The following is a 17,234-nucleotide window of genomic DNA, read 5'->3' as shown; positions in this document are numbered from 1 at the left end:
GGTAGGCTCGGCTGGCATGGAGCATGAGGTGTTCGTTCCGGTGCCCGCCGAGGCCCTGCGCGCCGCGCTGCGGGCCCCCGCGACGGCCGTCCGCGGCGTCCCCGGACTCCAGCTCGATCCCGCGGCCGAGGGCGGCGCGGGCGGCGCCGCGAGCGCCCTGACCGGGCGGCTGCGGCTGCGGCTGGACGGGCGCACCATCACCTACCGGGGCACGCTCCGGCTGACCACCGAGGCCGACGGCGCCTACGTCTTCGAGGTGGAGGGCGGCGAGGCCCGCGGCACCGGCCACGGGCGGGCCACCGTACGGCTCCGGCTCACCCCGGCCGAGGGCGGCACCCGCGTCGTGCTGGAGGTGCGCTCCCGCGTCGAGGGCCGGGGCGCCCGGCTGGACCCGGTGGCGGCGGAGCGCGGGGTCCGCGCCCTGCTCACCCAGGCGGTGGAAGCGCTCGCCGGGGACGCGGGCGGGCAAGCGGGCGCCTCCGGGCACGGGCCGTCCGACGTGGGCGAGGGCACCGGCGAGGACGCCGGGGCGCTCCTGGACACACCGGTCGGCGGAACCCCGGCGGCCGGTCCGGACGTGGCCGGGGAAGACGAGCGGCCCGGGGGCCAGGACCGGCCCGAGGACGGGGCGCGGGCCGAGGAGCCCGAGGACGAGACCGCCGAGGACGGGCCGAAGCCCCGCACCCCGGCCGGCCTCACCGACGACGACGAGATCACCCCCGAGGAACTGGCGGCCGCCATCCACAGCCGGGACGGCGCCGAGGACGAGGACGAGTTCGACGAGGACGAGATCGACCTCGACGAGGAGGTCGAGGAGGTCATCGAGGTCCCCGACATCGAGCCCGCCGAGGCCGCCCACGCCCGGCGCACGATGATCGGCCGGAGCGCCGAGGAGGTCGACCACGCACCCCCGCGCGGCCGCTACGCCCCCGTCCCCGCCCCCTCCTCCTCCACCACCTCCGCCACCCTGCGCTGGGCCGCTCCCGCCGCCGCCCTGGTCGTCGCCTCGGCCGTGGTGGTGGGGCGCGCCCTGCGGCGCCGCTCCTCCTGAGCGGCCCGGGAGCCGGCCGGCCGGGACCCGCCGCGCGGTGCATCCCGGCGCCACCCTCTAGGGTCGGAGGCGTGAGTACTGAGGATGTGGTGAGGCTCGCCGCTGGCGAGGCCGAGGTGTCGGTGGACGCGGGCAACGGCGGACGGCTGTCCAGCCTGCGGATCGGGGGCGTGGAACTGCTACGCCAGGGGGCCGGGTTCGGCAGCTTCCCGATGGTGCCGTGGTGCGGCCGGGTGGCCGAGGGACGGTTCCGGGACGGCGCCGAGGTGCGGCAGCTGCCGCTGAACAACCCGCCGCACGCCATCCACGGCACCGGGCGCGAAGTTCCCTGGAAGGTGGTCCGCGCCTCCGCCACCGAGGCCGTGCTCAGCTACGAACTGGGCGACCCGTGGCCCTACCCGGGCCGGGTGACGCAGACGGTCGCGCTGGAAGAGGGCGCGCTCACGCTCTCCCTGGGCATCGAGGCGTACGAGAGTTCCTTCCCGGCGCAGGCCGGCTGGCACCCCTGGTTCCTGCGCGACCTCGGGCAGGGCGGGGAGGGTGTCCGGCTGGAGTTCGACGCGGCCTGGCAGGAGGAGCGCGGCGCCGACCACCTGCCGACCGGGCGGCGGCTCGACCCCCTCCCCGGCCCGTGGGACGACTGCTTCGGGATGCCCGAGGGCGTCGACGTCCAGGTGGTCTGGCCCGGCGAGCTGGAGCTGACGGTCACCTCGCGCGAGCAGTGGGTGGTGGTCTACGACGAGCAGGCCGAGGCCGTCTGCGTCGAGCCGCAGACCGGCCCGCCCAACGGCCTCAACACCGCCCCGCGCCTGGTCACCCCGCTCGACCCGCTGGAGGCGTCCACGACGTGGAGCTGGCGGCGGCTGGGCTGAGCGCCGGACCGCGCCCGGGTCCGCCGCATGCTCCGCCCGTAAAATTCCCCGCATGAGCGACGTACGCGGCGAGCTGCTGCACCACATCAAGGACAAGGCCGTCGTGCACGGCAAGGTCACCCTCTCCTCCGGCCTGGAGGCCGACTACTACGTCGATCTGCGGCGGGTGACGCTGGACGGCGCCGCGGCGCCGCTGGTCGGGCAGGTCATGCTCGACCTCACGAAGGAGCTGGAGTTCGACGCGGTGGGCGGCCTGACGCTGGGCGCCGACCCGGTGGCCACCTCGATGCTGCACGCGGCCGCGGCGCGCGGGCGGCGGCTGGACTCCTTCGTCGTCCGGAAGGCGGCCAAGGCCCACGGCATGCAGCGCCGCGTGGAAGGCCCGGACATCAAGGGCCGCCGGGTCCTGGTCGTGGAAGACACGTCGACCACCGGCGGTTCGCCGCTGACAGCCGTGGAGGCGGCCCGCGAGGCGGGCGCCGAGGTGGTCGCGGTGGCGACCATCGTGGACCGCGCCACGGGCGCCGGCGAGAAGATCGCCGAGACCGCCGGGGTCCCCTACCTCTACGCGTACGCGCTGGAAGAGCTGGGCCTCGGCTGACCTCCGGCGACGGGGCGATGTTTCACGTGAAACATCGCGTATCCGCAGGAACCGCCCGGGAGGACTCCCGGGCGGCGCCGGAGTGGCGGATTGTGGTGATCTGTGGCGGGAAGTGTCGCCTCCTGGCCCGTCCCCTCGGGTGGAGGCCGGGGGCAAGTCTGGAAAGATGGACACGACGATGTCGTCGCCCCCAGGTCAGGGCCAAGTACGTACCGGCACATCACAAGGAGCGAACACATGCCCATCGCAACCCCCGAGGTCTACAACGAGATGCTCGACCGGGCGAAGGCAGGCAAGTTCGCCTACCCGGCCATCAACGTGACCTCGTCGCAGACGCTCCACGCCGCCCTGCGCGGCTTCGCGGAGGCGGAGAGCGACGGCATCATCCAGATCTCCACGGGTGGTGCGGAGTTCCTGGGCGGTCAGCACAACAAGGACATGGTGACGGGCGCGGTCGCGCTCGCCGAATTCGCGCACATCGTGGCCGCGAAGTACGACATCACCGTGGCCCTGCACACCGACCACTGCCCCAAGGACAAGCTGGACGGCTACGTCCGTCCGCTGCTCGCCGTCTCGGAGGAGCGCGTGAAGGCGGGCAGGAACCCGCTCTTCCAGTCGCACATGTGGGACGGCTCGGCCGAGACCCTCGCGGACAACCTCGCCATCGGCCAGGAGCTGCTGGCCAAGGCCGCCGCCGCCAAGATCATCCTCGAGGTCGAGATCACCCCGACCGGCGGTGAGGAGGACGGCGTCACCCACGAGATCAACGACGAGCTCTACACGACGCCGGACGACGCGATCCGCACCGCCGAGGCGCTCGGCCTGGGCGAGAAGGGCCGCTACCTGCTGGCCGCCTCCTTCGGCAACGTCCACGGCGTCTACAAGCCGGGCAACGTCGTCCTCCGCCCCGAGCTGCTGGCCGACCTCCAGTCCAGCGTCGCCGAGAAGTTCGGCAAGCCCGCGGGCAGCCAGCCGTTCGACTTCGTCTTCCACGGCGGCTCCGGCTCCACGGAGGAGGAGATCGCCACCGCGCTGGCCAACGGCGTCGTCAAGATGAACATCGACACCGACACCCAGTACGCCTTCACCCGCCCCGTCGCGGACCACATGTTCCGCCACTACGACGGCGTGCTGAAGGTCGACGGCGAGGTCGGCAACAAGAAGCAGTACGACCCCCGCACCTGGGGCAAGTCCGCGGAGGCCGGCATGGCCGCCCGCGTCGTCGTCGGCTGCCAGAACCTGCGGTCGGCCGGCACCCGCCTGAAGTGACCGCCGGGCCGGGCCTGAGCGCCTGACCCGCCGCGCCCCGGGCCCGGCCCCCTCGGTTCACCGCCGGAGGGGCCGGGCCCGCCGCCGTTCCCCGTGCTCCGCCTCCCTGCCCCGTCCCGCGAAAGGCGCCCGCCCGTGAGCTTCGACTTCGACACCCCCGTCGACCGGCACGGCACGTGGAGCGTCCAGTGGGACGGCGTCGCCGTCCGGTTCGGAGTGGACGGGCTGCTGCCGTTCACCATCTCCGACATGGACTTCCGCTCCGCGCCGGTCCTCCTGGACGCGCTTCACCAGCGGATATCCCACGGCGTCTTCGGTTACACCGACTGGCGTCTCGGCGACTTCCGCCCGGCCGTCGCCCACTGGTTCGCCACCCGCCACGACACCACCGTCGACACCGGCCGGCTCGTCTACGCCCCCTCGGTCCTCAACCAGCTCTCCCAGCTGCTGCGGATGTGGACCGAGCCCGGCGACGAGGTCGTCCTGCACACCCCGACCTACGACGGGTTCCGCAAGGCCGTCGACGGGCTCGGCCGCGTGCGGGTGCCCGCGCCGCTGGACGACCCGGAGTTCCGCGTCCTGGAGGGGCTGCTCGCCCGGGAGCGGGCGCGGGTCCTGCTGCTCTGCTCGCCGCACAACCCGACCGGCAAGGTGTGGAGCGCGGAGGAACTGACCGCGCTGGCCGCCCTCGCCCGCCGCCACGGCGTGGCCGTCATCAGCGACGAGATCCACGCCGACTTCGTCCACCCCGGCCGCCGCCACCTCCCGTGGACCCGCTTCGGTGGCGAGGGCGAGCGCTGGGCCCTCGTCACCTCCGGCTCGAAGGCGTTCAACTTCCCCGCGCTCACCGGCTCGTACGGCTTCCTCGGGAACGCCGAGGACCACGCCGCGTTCGTCCGGCGGATGGAGACCGGCGAAGGACTCGCCTCGCCCGCCGTGCTCTCGCTCACCGCGCACATCGCCGCCTACCGCCACGGCGCCCCCTGGCTCGACGCGGCCCGTGCCTACATCGCCGGCAACCTCGCCCTCCTCGCCGACCGCCTCGACGCGGCCTTCCCCGAACTGGGCTGGACCCCGCCGGAGGCCGGCTACCTGGCCTGGATCGACCTGCGGCCGCTCGGCGTCGACGAGGACGCGCTCCAGCGCGTCCTGGTGGAGCGCGAGAAGGTCGCCGTCATGCGCGGCTCCGTCTACGACGCCCCGGGCTTCGTCCGCCTCAACGTGGGGTGCTCCCGGGCCAAGGCGGAAGCGGGCATCGACGCGCTGATCAGGGCCCTGCGCGGATAGCGGGACCCGGCCGGCCCCGTGCGATGGCGGTCCGGACCGGGCGGCGGCACGATCGGCCCATGGCGACGCATCGGCGCGAGGGCGTGGAACGGGCCGGGGAGATCCGGCTGAAGGACGCCACGGGCCGGTGGATGGTCCTCACCACCGTGCTGGGGTCCAGCATGGCCATGCTCGACTCGACCGTGGTCAACGTGGCGCTGCCGCGCATCGGCCGCGACCTCGACACCGACCTGGCGGCCCTCCAGTGGACTGTCAACGCCTACATGATCACGCTCGCCGGGCTGATCCTGCTCGGCGGGGCGCTCGGCGACCGGTTCGGGCGGCGGCGGGTCTTCCTCATCGGCGTCATCTGGTTCGCCGTCGCCTCCCTCGCCTGCGGCCTCGCCCCCAACGACATCGTCCTGATCGCGGCCCGCGCCCTCCAGGGGGTCGGCGGGGCGCTGCTCACCCCGGGCTCGCTGGCGCTGATCCAGTCCGGGTTCCATCCGGACGACCGGGCCAAGGCGGTGGGCCTCTGGTCGGGGCTCGGCGGGGTCGGCGCGGCGATCGGGCCGTTCGTCGGCGGCTGGCTGGTGGACGGGCCGGGCTGGCGCTGGGTCTTCTTCCTCAACGTCCCCCTCGCGCTGGTCTGCGTCCCGGTGGCGCTGCGGCACGTCCCGGAGTCGCGGGACACCAGCGTCCCGGAGGGCGTGCGCGCCGGGGCGGGCGGGCGGCGGCGGTTCGACGTGCTCGGGGCCGTGCTCGGGGCACTGGCGCTCGCGCTGGTGACGTACGCGCTGATCGAGGCGCCGAGCGACGGGGCCTCGCCGGTGGTGATCGGGGCGGCGGTGGCGGGCGTGGTGCTCGGGGTGGTGTTCGTCCGGGTGGAGCGGCGGCGGACGGACCCCATGCTGCCGCTGTCGATCTTCTCCTCGCGCCTGTTCACCTCGGTCAACCTGGTGACCTTCTGCGTCTACGCGGCACTCGGCGGCTTCATGTTCCTCGCCGCCATCCAGCTCCAGGTGGTGGCCGGGTACTCGGCGCTGGGCGCGGGCACGGCGCTGCTGCCGACTACCGTCCTGATGCTGCTCTTCTCGGCCAAGTCCGGCGAGCTGGGCCAGCGCATCGGCCCGCGCATCCCGCTGACCGTCGGTCCGCTGATCGCGGCGGCGGGCATGCTCCTGATGCTCCGGGCCGGCCCGGGCGCCTCCTACCTGACCGACGTGCTGCCCGCCGTGGCGCTGCTGGGGGTGGGGCTGGTGACGATGGTGGCGCCGCTGACCGCGACCGTCCTGGCCTCGGTGGACGCGGGCAAGGCGGGGCTGGCCAGCGGGATCAACAACGCGGCCGCGCGAGCCGCGGGGCTCGTCGCGGTGGCCGCGCTGCCGCTGCTGGCCCGGATGACGCCGGAGGCGTACCGGTCGGCGCCGGAGTTCGAGGCGGCGTTCCGGCGGGCCATGCCGATGTGCGCGGGGCTGCTGGTGATCGGCGCCGCCCTCGCCTGGTGGCAGGTGCGCAGGCCCGCCGACGACCCGGCGCTGAGACGTTCCGAGCCCCGCACGAGCTGTGCGGTGGGGGCGCCCGGCCTGGAGCCGGAGCCGGGCCGGTAGCGGAACTTCCGCCGCGGCCAGGCAAACTGGAAACCATGGCCATTCACGAGAACCTGCTCGGGGGACCGCCCCCGACCCACCTGCCCGAAGACCCCGGTCCGCGCGACATGCTCGCCGCCGGTGCCGCCCCGGCCGACGTCGCCGCGAAGTACCCCACGTCCTCGCTGGCGTGGGCCCAGCTCGCCGACGCCGCCTTCGAGAACGGCAGCGTCGTCGAGTCCTACGCCTACGCGCGCACCGGCTACCACCGGGGCCTCGACTCCCTGCGCCGTTCCGGCTGGAAGGGCCACGGCCCGGTGCCGTGGGAGCACGAGCCGAACCGCGGCTTCCTGCGCGCCCTGCACGCGCTGGCGCGGGCCGCCGGGGCCATCGGCGAGCAGGAGGAGTACGAGCGCTGCACGGAGTTCCTGCGCGACTCCTCGCCGACGGCCGCCCAGACCCTGGGCTGATCCGGGCGGAACGAGGACGCCGGCACGGCGTGCGGTACGGGGCCGGGCGGGATTCCGCCCGGCCTCTGCCGTGCGCGGGCCCGGTCAGCGCCCGGCGTGCGCCGCGACGAGGCGTTCCAGGGCGCGCCGGGCCGGCGGTCCCCAGCTGGCCTTGCCCCCGGGGCGGCCGTGCACCCCGGCGTGGCCGATGTGGAGGCAGGCCAGGGAGCGCAGCACCGCCCAGCCGCGGGCGCGGCGCAGGGTCGCCCTGTCCGGGGTGGGGCGGTAGGCGCGGTGGAAGCGGTCGGCGGCGCCGTCCGGGAGCAGCACCCAGGCGGCGGCGAGATCGCCGGCCGGGTCGCCCGCGAAGAGGTCGCCGAAGTCGATGACGCCGCAGAAGGTGCCGCCGGCGGTGAGGACGTTGGCCGGGTGCAGGTCGCCGTGGAGCCACAGGCGGGGGCCGGTCCACTCGGGCGCGGCGGCGGCGTCCTCCCAGACGGCGCGCACCGCGTCCGGGTCGGGGACCAGCCCCAGCTCGGTGGCGGAGGCGAGCTGCCGGGCGAACCCCTCGGCGTGGCCGGCCAGCGGCCCGCCACGGCCCCGTCCGTCCGGCGCCCCGGCGGGGGCGGGCCGGTGCAGCGCCGTCAGGAAGGCGGCCAGGGTGTCGGCCGCCTGGCCGGCGCGGGTGGCGGGGGCGCGGTCGGCGGGTTCGCCGGGCACCCAGGTGGTGAGGAGCCAGGGGCGCGGGAAGAGGGGCGAGGGCTCGCCGAGGTGCCGGGGGACCGGGACGGGCAGCGGCAGGTGCGGGGCGAGGCCGGGCAGCCAGGCGTGCTCCTTGCGCAGCAGCGCGTCCGCGGACTCCGTGGCCCAGGGCAGCCGCACCGCGAGACGGTCGCCGAGCCGCCACATCTGGTTGTCCCAGCCCCGGGCGGCGAGGCTCAGCGGGAGCCCGGCCAGGTCGGGGTGGTGCTCGCGCAGCAGGGACCGGACCAGTTCGGGGGCGGCGTCGGTGTGGGTCATGCCGGGAGACGGTAGTGGGGCGGGGGCGTGCGGGCACCCAGTGTGGGTTCACCCGTACGTGTAAGCGAACACTTGCACGGAATTGTCGCTTCCGTAGGGCGATCGTGGTTACTCTCCGTGATGTCGGTGAATGTGCGACCGGAGGTGAACGACCGGTCGCGCACCACCCGCCGTCGGTCCTGAGGAGAGAGAACGCCGTGAACAGCCTGCTCGCACCCAAGTTCGACCCTGCCCCCACTTCCGCCCCGGCCCTCGCCCCCGCCCGAGCCGCGTCACGTCGCTTCGCGAGGCCACCGGGCCGTCGCGAACTCGCCCTGCTGTCACGGCGGATGAGCCGCTACGGGCGGGACGAAGGCGCGACCCTCCCTGAGCCCTGGCGCCGGCCCTGTCCACAGTTGTGGACAGGCGGTCCCGGGGGAGTGCTCCGTGGCCCGCGCGCACCCGCCTTGCAGTCGCGGGCCCGGCATCGGATGATGCGAGGTGAGCCCGTGTGCGCGCACCGCGCACCCGAGGGTTCGAGGGGACCGGAGCTCCCGCTTTCCACGGCACGTCGTGCGGTGGGCGGTCGAGCGGACCGCTACCCGGTAGTTCGTATCGAGGAGACAGAGATGTCGCACGACCTCGGTGCCACGGAAGCCGGTTCGGACACCCCGAATCTCGACTTCGCCGGTACCACCCCCTACGAGGACTACGTCCAGGCCGACGTCCTCACCCACCTCCAGCATCTGCGGTCGGACGACCCCGGCGAGATGGTCTTCCTGGTGACCACCCAGGTCATGGAGTTGTGGTTCACCGTCATCGTCCACGAGTGGGAGACCGCCTCCGCGGCCCTGCGCCGCGACGACATCCCGACCGCGCTCGACGCGCTCAAGCGCTCCCTGCGCGAGATGGCCGCGCTCAACGAGTCCTGGCGGCCGCTCTCGGGCCTGACCCCGGCCCAGTTCAACTCCTACCGGGGCTCCCTCGGCGAGGGCTCCGGCTTCCAGTCGGCGATGTACCGGCGCATGGAGTTCCTGCTCGGGGACAAGTCCGCCTCGATGCTGGTCCCGCACCGCGGCGCGCCCCGTGTCCACGCCGAGCTGGAGAAGGCGCTCCACGAGCCGAGCCTCTACGACGAGGTGCTGCGCCTCCTCGCCCGGCGCGGCCACCCGATCCCCGCCGAGGTCCTGGACCGCGACCTCACCCAGAAGTACGAGCCGTCCAAGGAGGTCGAGGCCGTCTGGGCCGCCGTCTACGGCGCCCAGGAGATCGGCCCCGCCGCCGGGCAGGGCGCTCCGGCGGACGGGCCCGCGGCGGCCGATCCCGAGCTGCTGCGGCTCGGCGAGGTGCTGACCGACGTGGCCGAGCTGGTCTGGCGCTGGCGCAACGACCACCTGACCGCCACCCGCCGTGCCATGGGCGCCAAGACCGGCACCGGCGGCTCCGCCGGCGTCGCCTGGCTGGAGAAGCGGGCGGGCAAGACCGTCTTCCCCGAGCTGTGGACGGCCCGCAGCCATGTCTGAGCGCCGCCCGGCACGGGTACCGGCACCCGTCGGGGGTGCCACCCGTGCCACCCCCGGCGCTCGCAACACTGGCACCACCCGCACCACTCGCACGACCGACGACCGCGACCGCCTCCGGCACCCCGCCGCAGGCTCGGGGAGGGGAATCAGCACATGAGCGTGACGGAGACGGGGAGCGCGCACCCCGAGGCGTACGCACACCTGGCCGCGGAGGCGGCGAAGCTCGACGCCGAGGACGTCCTGCGGGACAAGCGCGCGGAGTTCGTCCTCGACGAGGACTCGGTCTACCTGGACGGCAATTCGCTCGGCGCGCTGCCGAAGGCGGTACCGGGCCGGATCGCCGACGTCATCGGCCGGGAGTGGGGCGAACTGCGCATCCGCTCCTGGACCGAGAGCGGCTGGTGGACCGCGCCCGAGCGGATCGGTGAGCGGATCGCGCCGCTGGTCGGGGCAGCCCCGGGCCAGGTCGTGGTCGCCGACTCGACCAGCGTCAACGTCTTCAAGGCGGTCGTCGGCGCGGTCCGCATCGCGCGCGGCCGGGACGAGGCGCGGGACGAGATCCTGGTCGACGCCGCGACCTTCCCGACCGACGGCTACATCGCCGAGTCGGCGGCCCGGCTCACCGGCTGCACGGTGCGGCCGGTCCAGCCCGGCGAGGTGCCCGCCGCGCTCGGCCCGCGTACCGCCGCCGTCCTCCTCAACCACGTCGACTACCGCACCGGCCGCCTGCACGACCTGCCCGGCCTCACCGCCGCCGTGCACGAGGCGGGGGCGCTGGCCGTCTGGGACCTCTGCCACAGCGCGGGGGCGCTGCCGGTGGGGCTCGACGCGCACGGGGTGGACCTCGCGGTGGGGTGCACGTACAAGTTCCTCAACGGCGGGCCCGGCGCCCCGGCGTTCCTGTACGTGCGCGCCGAGCACCAGGGCGCGTTCGACTCGCCGTTGCCGGGGTGGAACGGCCACGTGGAACCGTTCGGCATGGAGCCCGGATTCCGGCCCGCCGACGGATCGCTGCGGGGGCGCGTCGGGACCCCCGACATCCTCTCGCTCCTCGCCCTCGAAGCGGCGCTCGGCGTGTGGGACGGCGTGGAACTCGACGCCGTCCGGGCGAAGTCGCTGGCGCTCACCGACTTCTTCCTGCGCTGCGTCGAGGCGTACGTCCCCGAGGGCCGGGTCGAGGTCGTGACGCCGGCCGGCCACGCGGAGCGGGGCAGCCAGGTCGCGCTGCGGTGCGCGGACGCGGCTGCGGTGATGGAGCGGCTCATCGCGACCGGCGTCGTCGGTGACTTCCGCAGCCCCGACATCCTGCGGTTCGGGTTCACCCCGCTCTACCTCGGCTTCGCCGACGTGGAGCGGGCCGCCCGGCTCCTCGCCGAGACGCTCGACACGGTCTGAGCCCCGTGGCGGCGCCCCGTCACCGGAACGGGGCGCCGCGAACGGGGCCTGGCAGGCCGGTCCTCCAGGCCGGAAAGCGCATGTCACAATCCAGCCAGCCATGGCCGGATGGCGATGGGGTCGAGCAGGGCCAGCCGGCCCGGTCGCGGCCGAGCAGGGGCGAGCAGGACCTTGCGAGGCCCGTGCACGGCCGAACAGGGTCCCGCAGGGCCCGGGGCCGCGCCGGGCCCGGGGCCGAGCTGGGCCGGACCAGGGCCGGCGGGGCCGGACCAAGGTCGGCCAAGGCCCGGCCAAGGCCCGACCGGGCCCCAGTACGGCCGAGCAGAGGCAGCGAGTCGAGCCGAGGAGGACGACGGTGGGCGCAGCGCGGAGCGCGGCGGAGCGCGAGGCGGCGGAGGAGAGCTCCCTGTTCGGGCACCCGGAGGCGGCGCCGGACACCACGGTGGCGTACGGCCCGGACCCGGACCAGGTGGTGGACTTCTACGCCCCGCGCGGTCCGGGCGCGGCACCGGGCACGCCGCTGGTCGTGGTGGTGCACGGCGGGGCGTGGCGGGCCGCGCACGACCGGCTGCACATCTCGCCGTTCGCGGCGTTCCTGGCGGGGCGCGGGTTCGCGGTGGCGAGCGTGGAGTACCGGCGGGGCAACGGCGGGCAGGTCGCCGGGCGCTGGCCCGACACCTTCGACGACATCGCCGCCGCCTTCGACGCGCTGCCGGAGCTGGCGGCCGAGGCGGTCCCGGAGGCCGACCCGGGCCGTACCGTCCTCACCGGGCACTCGGCCGGCGGCCACCTCGCGCTCTGGGCCGCCGCCCGGCACGTCCTGCCCGCCGGTTCCCCGTGGCGCCTGCCCGAGGCGCCCGCAGTGCGCGGAGTGGTGGCGCTCGCCCCCATCGCGGACTTCGCCACCTCGGCGGAACTGAACGTCTGCGGTGGCGCGTTCGCCCAGCTCCTCGGCGAGGAGTACGAGGAGCGGCTGGCCCACGCCGATCCCACCGCCCTGCTGCCGACGGGTATGGCCACCACCCTGGTCCAGGGCACCGTCGACACGGAGGTGCCGCCCGCGGTGGCGGAGGCGTACGCCGACGCGGCGACGGCCGCCGGGGAGACCCCGGGCTTCACCCTGGTCGACGGCGTGGGCCACTTCCCGCTCATCGACCCGGCGTCGGCCGCCTGCGCCCTGGTCGCGGAGGAGATAGCCCAACTGGCCTGGTGAAGGGGCCCTTGGGCCCCCGGGTTTCCAGTTCGTCGGGCTCGTCGGGGCTCACCCCGGGTCCGTAGCGCGGGGGGTGCCCTGAGCCGTCGGTCGCCGATGGCCTCAAGCGCCGGCCGGGCTGGAGAGGTGCGCCGACTGGGCTGGAGAGGTGGCGGGGGCTGTAGCCCCTCCCCCCCATCGCGGACTCCCCCTGTCCGCAACCACCCCTAGCGTCCGCACCGTCGACGGAAACGCCGTGCGGCGATCGAGCGAAGGAGGGGCCCATGACTGTTCTCGTCACCGGAGCCACCGGCACCGTAGGGCGGCAAGTGGTGACCGAGCTGCTGGCACGCGGCGAGCAGGTCCGGGCGTTGACGCGAAACCCGGCGGGAGCCGGGTTGCCCGGGGAGGTTGAGGTGGTGGGTGGGGATCTGACGGAGCCGGAGGGGCTGGAGGGGGTGTTCGACGGGGTGTCGGGGGTGCATCTCATCACCTTCGGCGGGGAGTTGTTCGCGCCGTTGGAGACGGGGGAGCGGCTGGTGGCGATGGCGGAGGTGTCGGGGGTGCGGCGGGCCACCGTGCTGTTCGGGGGTGGGGAGACGCCGTTGCAGGAGGCGGTGTGCAGGAGCGGGATGGAGTGGACGGTGCTGATGCCGGTGGAGTTCATGGCCAACGCGCTGGAGTGGGCGCCGGAGATCCGGGCCACGTCGACGGTGAGCGAGCCGTTCACCGGGCGGCTGAGCGCCATGGTGCACGAGCGGGACATCGGCGCGTGCGCGGCCGTCGCGCTGACCGAGGAGGGACACGCGGGGCAGACGTACACGCTGACCGGTCCCGAGGTGCTCACCGTGCACGACAAGGCCGCGGCGATCGCGCGGGCGCGCGGAGCCGGCGTACGGGTCGACGAGCTGACGCCCGGGGAGGCGCGTGAGCGGTGGCGGGCGGCCGGGATGGCCGAGGAGGTCGTCGGGTTCCTCCTGGAGGTGTACGGCGACACCCCGGTGGAGGGCCGGACCGTCGATCCGTCGGTTCCGCGTCTGCTGGGGCGGCCGGCCCTGCGCTTCGAGGAGTGGGCGCGCGAGCACGCGGACCGGTTCACCCCCGGCCGTCCGTGAGGGGGCCGCTCCCGTTGGGCCCGCGCTCTGAGGGAGGCGGGGGCCCACCGCGAGCCGGAGGCGCGCGCCCCCGCCTCCCCCTCAAGGCGGACCCCGTGGAATCCGTAACCAAGCGGACGCCGGAGGTGGGGCGCGGTGCCTACCGTGGGGGCATGACGCAGACCACGGGCACCACCTCGCCACCGCCACCTCGCTCGGCCGGGATACGGAAGGGGCCGGAGGCGCAGTTCATCAGTGCGGGGCTGCGGGCGTTCCGCGACGACCTGGTGCGCGGAGCCTGGGCCTACCGGCCGCTTCCGGTGCTGAACGTGCCGGACAGCGAGACCATGCGGCTGCCGGGGATGCGCCGCCTCGCCTCGCACGCCCCACACGTCCTGGTCTTCGGGTCGATCCTGTTCGCCCTGCTCGTCAGCCTGAGCACGGGGCAGTACATGTCGCTTCCCGAGCTGATGGTGCTCGGCCTGTTCGCGGTGGCGCCGGCGGTGCTGGCGGCGACCCGGCCGGTGGCCGCCTGGTGGCTGACGATGCCGGTCGGCGCGTTCGCCTCGGTTCTCACCGGGTACGGGGACACGCTGCCGTTCGGGCCGGTCTCCTTCCTGGTGACGCTGATCGTGTCGACGATCGCCGCTGCCTGGCAGGGGCCGCGGGCCGCCCTGTGGATGTGGCTGATCACCGCCGCGTTCTCGCTCTTCGTCGGCGGGATGACGGGGGTCGGCTCGGGCAGCACCGTCCCGCTGCTCTTCTTCCTCGGCCTCGCCCTCACCGCGGTCAGCATCTGGCACTTCCGCCGGACCACCCGGGAGACGGTCCGCGAGGCGCACCGTGAGGTGAGCGCCGAGCGGTCGGCGACGGCGGCCGAGCGGACCCGGGCGGTGCGGCTGGAGGAGCGCACCACCATCGCCCGCGAGCTGCACGACGTGGTCGCGCACCACATGTCGGTGGTCGCGATCCAGGCGGAGGCGGCCCCCTACCGGGTGGAGAACCCGCCGCAGGAACTGGCCGACGCCTTCGCCGCGATCCGGGAGAGCGCGGTGGCGGCCCTCACCGAGCTGCGCCGGGTCCTCGGCGTGGTCCGCGCCGACGACTACGAGGCCCCCGACGCGCCCCAGCCCGTCCTGGCCGACCTGGACCGGCTGCTGGACGGGGTCCGGGAGGCGGGCGTACCGGTGGAGAAGCTGGTGACCGGGCGGCGGCGGGAGTTGCCGCAGGGGGTGGAGCTGTCGGCGTACCGGATGGTGCAGGAGGCGTTGAGCAACGTGTTGCGGCACGCGCCGGGGGCGAGTGCGCGGGTGGAGCTGGCGTACGTGCCGGTCGGGCTCGGGCTGCGGGTCGTCAACGACGCGCCGGAGCGCCCCGCCGACCCCTCGCCCGGCGCCGGGCAGGGCCTGACGGGGATGCGCGAGCGGGCCGCCGTCCTCGGCGGTGAACTGCACGCGGGCCCCGACGAGTCCGGCGGCTTCGAGGTCTCCGCCTTCCTCCCGGCGCCGTTGCCGGCACCCGAGGAGCCGGCCCCCGCCGAGCCTGTCGCCCCCGAACCCGCCTCCGACGGGCCGGTGCCCCGGGCGCCCGCCCCGGACGAGGCCCCCACCACCCCCCTCACCCTCGTCAAGAAGGAGGACCGTTGACCGGGTCCCGCCCTGTCCGGGTACTGATCGCCGACGACCAGATGATGGTGCGGGAGGGGTTCTCCGTGCTGCTCGGGGCGATGCCGGACATCGAGGTGGTCGGGGAGGCGGTCAACGGCCGGGAGGCGGTGCGCCAGGTGGCCGCGCTCGACCCGGACGTCGTCCTGATGGACATCCGCATGCCGGAGCTGAGCGGCATCGAGGCGACCCGCGAGATCGTCGCCGCCGACGCGGCCGCCCGGGTCCTCATCCTCACCACCTTCGACCTGGACGAGTACGTGTACCAGGCGCTGCGGGCCGGCGCCTCGGGCTTCCTGCTCAAGGACGCCTCGGCCCGCCAGCTCGCCGAGGGCGTCCGGGTGGTGGCCAGCGGCGACGCGCTGCTCGCCCCCGGCGTCACCCGCCGCCTGATCACGGAGTTCTCGCGGCTCGCGGAGCGGCCGCAGGCGCCGGGCCCGGGCCAGTACGGGGAGCTGACCGAGCGGGAGACGGAGGTGCTGGTGCAGATCGCGCAGGGCCTGTCCAACGCGGAGATCGCCGACCGGCTCTTCGTCGCCGAGTCGACGGTGAAGACGCACGTCTCGCGCGTCCTGGTGAAGCTCTCGCTGCGCGATCGCACCCAGGCCGCCGTCTTCGCCTACGAGGCGGGCCTGGTCACGCCCACCCCGGGGGGACCCCGCTGACCGGGCGCGGGCGGAGGCCGGCCCTCCGCCCGCGCCGTACAACCTCCGCCCTCCACGGCAGGTCAATCCCCGTGCGGCGACGGGCCGGTGTACGTCAGCACCGGCCCTGCCGTGACGACCGACGGACCGTTGGAGGCGCACGTGCGTACAAGACCCCTGGCCACCGTCCTGGTGCTGGCCCTGACCGCGGGTGGCGGGCTGCTGGCCCTCGCCCCGGCCGCGACGGCGGCGCCCGCGCGCGCCGTCCCGGCCGTCCCGTACGACGTCGACGGCGACGGGTACGCCGAGTCGGTGGTGGGTGTGCCCGGCGGCGGCAAGGGCGGCTACCTGACCGTGGTCCCCGGTTCCGCCAACGGCCCGGTGACCGGCAAGCACCAGGTGATCAGCCAGGCGAGCCCCGGCATCGGCGGCACCGACGAGGCGGGCGACGCCTTCGGCACGGCGCCCGTCTCGGCCGACCTGAACCACGACGGGTACGCGGACGTGGTCGTCGGCTCGCCCGGTGAGGACCGGGCGAACGACTTCGCGCCGGGGCGCCTGGTCATCCTCTGGGGCTCGGCCAAGGGCCTCAACCGGACCACCTCGGTGACCTCCGCCCACGAGGAGGCGGGCGGCCTCGGCACCCGCGTCGCCGACGTGAACGGCGACGGCCACCTCGACCTGGTCACCACCCAGAACGGCGACGAGAAGGACTCGCTGGCCGTCGCCCTCGGCCCGTTCAAGCCGGGCATGGCCGCACCGACGCTCGCACTCGGCGGCGGCGCGCCCCACTTCACCCGCCTCACCACCTTCACCACCGGCGACTTCGACGGCGACGGCCGCGACGACGTGGTCTTCCACCACACCGCCTACGAGGAGTCCTCCGGCCCGACCTGGCTCCGGGGCACCGCCACCGGGCTCAGCGAGCAGGGCACCACGTGGCGGAACGAGACCACCGGCACCGCCTTCGCCGCCGCCGACCTCGATCGGGACGGCCGCGACGACCTGATCGTCGGCGACGCCCACGACGCCCCCGACCCCTGGGGCGAGCGCGACCCGAGCCACCCGGTCGACCGGAACAGCGGCGGCGTCGTCCGCGTCCTCTTCGGCAGCCCGGCCGGCCCCGGCGGTGACCGCGCCCCGCTCGACCTCTCCCAGGAGACCCCGGGCGTGCCGGGTTCCGGCCAGGGCGCCTCCGAGGCCGGGGACCACTTCGGCGCCTCCCTCGCCGTCGGCGACCTCGACGGTGACGGCCACCAGGACCTCGCCGTGGGCGCCCCGGGCGAGGACATCGACGCCGCCGTCGACGCCGGTGCCGTCACCCTGATCCCCGGCTCGCCCACCGGCCCGGCCGGACGGGGCGCCACCGCCGTCAACCAGGGCACCCCGGGCGTCCCCGGCGCCAACGAGACCGGCGACGCCTTCGGCACCCGCCTCCTCCTCGCCGACCTCGACGGCGACCACCGCGACGACCTGCTCTCCGCCGCCCCCGCCGAGAACGCCGGGAGCGGCGCGGTCTGGGCCGTCACCAGCACCCCGCTCAGCTTCAGCCCGGCCTCCCTCACCCTCCCGGCGAAGGCCACCGGCTTCGGCCGCCACCTGGGCAGCTAGCGCCCGACAGGCCCT

Annotated in this window: 15 protein-coding genes; 14 read left to right on the top strand and 1 reads right to left on the bottom strand. The window is 75.0% G+C overall.

Annotation, left to right across the window (positions count from 1 at the left end):
* The first annotated feature begins 16 nt into the window (after positions 1–16).
* From OIM89_RS14240 to OIM89_RS14210, 7 genes are all read left to right on the top strand, one after another.
* The gene (locus OIM89_RS14240) at positions 17–1,051 is read left to right on the top strand and encodes an SRPBCC family protein (RefSeq protein WP_030696116.1); all 1,035 of its coding nucleotides are present in this window, start codon (positions 17–19) and stop codon (positions 1,049–1,051) included.
* A gap of 89 nt (positions 1,052–1,140) precedes the next feature.
* Positions 1,141–1,923 carry an aldose 1-epimerase gene (locus OIM89_RS14235; RefSeq protein ID WP_374118630.1) on the top strand — a complete coding sequence of 261 codons (783 nt, stop codon included), beginning with the start codon at positions 1,141–1,143 and terminating at the stop codon, positions 1,921–1,923.
* Between the two features lie 52 nt (positions 1,924–1,975).
* Positions 1,976–2,524: an orotate phosphoribosyltransferase gene (gene pyrE / locus OIM89_RS14230; protein WP_264491326.1), complete on the top strand. Its 549-nt coding sequence runs from the start codon at positions 1,976–1,978 to the stop codon at positions 2,522–2,524.
* Positions 2,525–2,743: 219 nt separating this feature from the next.
* Complete coding sequence (gene fbaA / locus OIM89_RS14225) at positions 2,744–3,793, top strand: class II fructose-bisphosphate aldolase (RefSeq protein WP_257203729.1); 1,050 nt, start codon at positions 2,744–2,746, stop codon at positions 3,791–3,793.
* Between the two features lie 135 nt (positions 3,794–3,928).
* Positions 3,929–5,080 carry a MalY/PatB family protein gene (locus OIM89_RS14220; RefSeq protein ID WP_217467734.1) on the top strand — a complete coding sequence of 384 codons (1,152 nt, stop codon included), beginning with the start codon at positions 3,929–3,931 and terminating at the stop codon, positions 5,078–5,080.
* 59 nt (positions 5,081–5,139) lie between these two features.
* The gene (locus tag OIM89_RS14215) at positions 5,140–6,669 is read left to right on the top strand and encodes an MFS transporter (RefSeq protein WP_226964132.1); all 1,530 of its coding nucleotides are present in this window, start codon (positions 5,140–5,142) and stop codon (positions 6,667–6,669) included.
* A 35-nt stretch (positions 6,670–6,704) separates the two neighbouring features.
* Positions 6,705–7,118 carry a DUF3151 domain-containing protein gene (locus OIM89_RS14210; RefSeq protein WP_023418505.1) on the top strand — a complete coding sequence of 138 codons (414 nt, stop codon included), beginning with the start codon at positions 6,705–6,707 and terminating at the stop codon, positions 7,116–7,118.
* A gap of 84 nt (positions 7,119–7,202) precedes the next feature.
* Here OIM89_RS14210 and OIM89_RS14205 read toward each other — a convergent pair whose 3' ends face one another.
* On the bottom strand, positions 7,203–8,117 hold the full coding sequence (locus OIM89_RS14205) for an aminoglycoside phosphotransferase family protein (RefSeq protein WP_030696122.1): 915 nt from the start codon (positions 8,115–8,117) through the stop codon (positions 7,203–7,205).
* A 608-nt stretch (positions 8,118–8,725) separates the two neighbouring features.
* On the opposite strand from OIM89_RS14205, the gene OIM89_RS14200 reads away from it, so the two are divergent.
* From OIM89_RS14200 to OIM89_RS14170, 7 genes are all read left to right on the top strand, one after another.
* Positions 8,726–9,619: a tryptophan 2,3-dioxygenase family protein gene (locus OIM89_RS14200; protein ID WP_030696123.1), complete on the top strand. Its 894-nt coding sequence runs from the start codon at positions 8,726–8,728 to the stop codon at positions 9,617–9,619.
* Positions 9,620–9,772: 153 nt separating this feature from the next.
* Positions 9,773–11,014, top strand: coding sequence for a kynureninase (gene kynU, locus OIM89_RS14195; RefSeq protein ID WP_217466416.1), 1,242 nt, complete (start codon positions 9,773–9,775; stop codon positions 11,012–11,014).
* A 355-nt stretch (positions 11,015–11,369) separates the two neighbouring features.
* A complete protein-coding gene (locus tag OIM89_RS14190; RefSeq protein ID WP_030696125.1) occupies positions 11,370–12,227 on the top strand; it encodes an alpha/beta hydrolase family protein in 858 nt (285 codons plus the stop codon).
* A 263-nt stretch (positions 12,228–12,490) separates the two neighbouring features.
* Positions 12,491–13,321 carry an SDR family oxidoreductase gene (locus tag OIM89_RS14185; RefSeq protein WP_264491325.1) on the top strand — a complete coding sequence of 277 codons (831 nt, stop codon included), beginning with the start codon at positions 12,491–12,493 and terminating at the stop codon, positions 13,319–13,321.
* 152 nt (positions 13,322–13,473) lie between these two features.
* On the top strand, positions 13,474–14,946 hold the full coding sequence (locus tag OIM89_RS14180) for a sensor histidine kinase (protein ID WP_217466414.1): 1,473 nt from the start codon (positions 13,474–13,476) through the stop codon (positions 14,944–14,946).
* Positions 14,943–15,629, top strand: a complete 687-nt coding sequence (locus OIM89_RS14175) for a response regulator (RefSeq protein ID WP_030696128.1) — start codon at positions 14,943–14,945, stop codon at positions 15,627–15,629. The genes OIM89_RS14180 and OIM89_RS14175 overlap by 4 nt, the downstream gene beginning before the upstream one ends.
* A gap of 141 nt (positions 15,630–15,770) precedes the next feature.
* Positions 15,771–17,219, top strand: coding sequence for an FG-GAP and VCBS repeat-containing protein (locus OIM89_RS14170; RefSeq protein ID WP_264491324.1), 1,449 nt, complete (start codon positions 15,771–15,773; stop codon positions 17,217–17,219).
* Positions 17,220–17,234: the final 15 nt, after the last annotated feature.

It is taken from the genome of Streptomyces sp. BI87 (assembly GCF_025957665.1).
Lineage (GTDB): Bacteria > Actinomycetota > Actinomycetes > Streptomycetales > Streptomycetaceae > Streptomyces > Streptomyces albidoflavus.
Note: the sequence above shows the minus strand (reverse complement) of the source record. Positions and strands in the feature narration are given on the sequence as shown.

What these genes read in the sequence shown, in the direction of transcription:
- OIM89_RS14240 (WP_030696116.1), top strand. Translation starts at nt 17, where the DNA reads ATGGAGCATGAGGTGTTCGTTCCGGTGCCCGCCGAGGCCCTGCGCGCC.
- pyrE (WP_264491326.1), top strand. Translation starts at nt 1,976, where the DNA reads ATGAGCGACGTACGCGGCGAGCTGCTGCACCACATCAAGGACAAGGCC.
- OIM89_RS14215 (WP_226964132.1), top strand. Translation starts at nt 5,140, where the DNA reads ATGGCGACGCATCGGCGCGAGGGCGTGGAACGGGCCGGGGAGATCCGG.
- OIM89_RS14210 (WP_023418505.1), top strand. Translation starts at nt 6,705, where the DNA reads ATGGCCATTCACGAGAACCTGCTCGGGGGACCGCCCCCGACCCACCTG.
- OIM89_RS14205 (WP_030696122.1), bottom strand. Translation starts at nt 8,117, where the DNA reads ATGACCCACACCGACGCCGCCCCCGAACTGGTCCGGTCCCTGCTGCGC.
- OIM89_RS14200 (WP_030696123.1), top strand. Translation starts at nt 8,726, where the DNA reads ATGTCGCACGACCTCGGTGCCACGGAAGCCGGTTCGGACACCCCGAAT.
- kynU (WP_217466416.1), top strand. Translation starts at nt 9,773, where the DNA reads ATGAGCGTGACGGAGACGGGGAGCGCGCACCCCGAGGCGTACGCACAC.
- OIM89_RS14185 (WP_264491325.1), top strand. Translation starts at nt 12,491, where the DNA reads ATGACTGTTCTCGTCACCGGAGCCACCGGCACCGTAGGGCGGCAAGTG.
- OIM89_RS14180 (WP_217466414.1), top strand. Translation starts at nt 13,474, where the DNA reads ATGACGCAGACCACGGGCACCACCTCGCCACCGCCACCTCGCTCGGCC.